This is a genomic window from Mycobacterium sp. (genome assembly GCF_049683355.1).
Lineage (GTDB): Bacteria > Actinomycetota > Actinomycetes > Mycobacteriales > Mycobacteriaceae > Mycobacterium.
Map to the genome: position 1 here is coordinate 1 of NZ_JBAUJB010000447.1, position 2174 is coordinate 2174.

Below are 2174 nucleotides of genomic sequence, written 5' to 3' on the forward strand. Positions count from 1 at the left end.
GCGCCACTACCGGGCGCGCTGGCGGTCGCGGGCGGCATCGTAGGCGGCGCGCACATGCGCCGGGGACAAATGAATGTAGGCGGCCGAGGAGTCGACGTGGTCGTGGCCCATCAGCGCCTGCAGCACCGCCAGGTCAACTCCCGCCTCGGCCAGCGCGGTGCCGAAGGTGTGCCGCAGCGCGTGTGGATGGCCAGCCGGCACCCCGGCCTTCATCCGATGATAGCGAAAGATCGTGCGCAACCCGGCCGGGGTCAACGGCTTGCCCCGGTTGGGGCCCTTGGCAACCAGAAACAGTGTGTCGCAATCCGATTCCGGGCGTTCGGCGAACAGATAGGTCTGGATCAGCCCGGCCACGTCCGGGTCCAACGGAACCCGACGCTCCTTGTCGCCCTTGCCGATCACCCGCACCCAACCGCGGCCAACGTCGATATCACGCACCCGAAGCCCAAGCACCTCCGCCGAACGCAACCCGGACAACAGCATCAGTCCCGCGATCGCCCGATCCCGGTCGGTGCGCAGGCTGGCCAACAGCGCGGTGGTCTCCTTGCGGTCCAGGCCGCGCGGCAGCCGCCGCGGTTCCCGTACGCGTAACCGCGAGCGCTGCTTGGGCTTTCGCAGGTGAGCCAGAAGACCACTCTGCTCGCCGGTGCTTCGGCGTGCCGGACCGCCAAGCGGCACCGGATTGTCTGCCGATCCATCCCGCATCTGCCGATAGGAGAACAACCCGGAAATCGCGGCCAGCCGACGGTTGACCGTCGTCGCCGCATAGCCGAGATTGCGGCCATCGCGAATCGAATACACGTTGCCGCCCGGCCGCCCGGGCATCGACGCCGAACGACAAAACGCCAAGAACCGCAGCAGCACCTCCGTGGTGACCTGCTCGACCGCCAGTCCTTCCGCGACCAGCCAGCGCGCGAACGCCAGCAGGTCGAACGCATAAGCGCGCACCGTGCGCGGTGAATATCCCCGGTCGGCCAGATAGCCCAGGTAGTCGTTTATCACATCCACCCCGCCGGGCGCCGACCCCTCCAGCGACCACCGCCCGTCCCGCTCCACCGCACGCAACGACTCGACCGCTTGATCTTCCGTCATGAGAACTACATATGCCGAACGTCTCAGCACAAGTCAAACACCCAAGGCAATCCGGCGTGTCGGAGTCAGCAACAGTCACTATTAGCCGGTTAAGAGGGGGTGAAGGAGGCGACGAAGTGAGCGTGGCACGCTTCATCGCCGACCAGAGGACCAAATACCGTGTGCCGCACACGATGACGTGTGTACTGTTAGGTGTGAGCATGTCCTGGTTTTACAAGTGGATCACCCGTGCTGAGAGCGCCGATGGGTTGCATACCGACACCGATCGGCGTCGCGCGCAGCTCGATGAGGCGGTCGCCGCGGCGTTTGCTGCGGCCAAGGGGTTGCATGGTTCGCCGCGGCTGATCGCTGACCTGCGCGATCTGGGGTGGGAGGTGTCGGAAAAGACGGTGGCCGACTCGATGCGCCGCCAGGGTTTGGTGGCGCGCTGCATCAAACGCCGCAATGGGCTCACCAGGCAGGACAAGACGGCACCGAAGTTCCCTGACCTGGTCAAACGGAACTTCACTGCGGCCGAGCCGAACCGCAAATGGGTCGGTGACATGACTGAGATCCCGACCGAGTCCGGGCAGAAACTGTATTTGGCGACGGTGATCGACCTCTTCAGTCGCCGGCTGCTGGGGGCGGCGATGGGCCTGCATCCGGATGCCGAGTTGGCGTGCGCTGCCATCAAGATGGCGGTGGCCGCGCGTGGTGGCCGCCAAGCGATCTGGCGGGATGAGGAGTCGCAGCGGGTCATATTCCACACCGACCGCGGTAGTACCTATACCGCGAACGCGTTCACCACGCTGTGCCGGCAGTTGGGGATTAGGCAGTCGATGGGCCGGGTCGGATCGTGTTTCGACAATGCTGCCGCGGAGGCGTTCTTCTCCTCGTTGGAATGGGAGGTGTTGTCCCGCAATCGTTTCCGTGATACTATTCAGGGGCAGGCTGTGGTTATCGACTGGTGTTACACCTTCTACAATCGCCAACGCCGCCACAGTGCCGCAGACGGGCTCTCGCCGGTCAACTACGAGATCAGGGAATCCAAGACCAAGCCGGAAGCGGCATAGGGAACCCTCCACGATTTCGGGGGAACCACA

The 2174-nt window shown here is 64.7% G+C and carries 2 protein-coding genes; one reads left to right on the forward strand and one right to left on the reverse strand.

Annotated elements, in window-relative coordinates; translation table 11 throughout:
* Positions 1-6: 6 nt before the first annotated feature.
* The gene (locus WA944_RS25520; RefSeq protein WP_526609853.1) at positions 7-1092 is read right to left on the reverse strand and encodes a tyrosine-type recombinase/integrase; all 1086 of its coding nucleotides are present in this window, start codon (positions 1090-1092) and stop codon (positions 7-9) included.
* Positions 1093-1208: 116 nt separating this feature from the next.
* Between WA944_RS25520 and WA944_RS25525 the strand changes: the two genes are divergently transcribed.
* The gene (locus WA944_RS25525) at positions 1209-2144 is read left to right on the forward strand and encodes an IS3 family transposase (RefSeq protein WP_526609855.1); all 936 of its coding nucleotides are present in this window, start codon (positions 1209-1211) and stop codon (positions 2142-2144) included.
* The last annotated feature ends 30 nt before the right edge of the window (positions 2145-2174 follow it).

Coding starts and splice junctions, on each gene's coding strand:
- WA944_RS25520 (WP_526609853.1), bottom strand. CDS start 1,092: ATGACGGAAGATCAAGCGGTCGAGTCGTTGCGTGCGGTGGAGCGGGAC.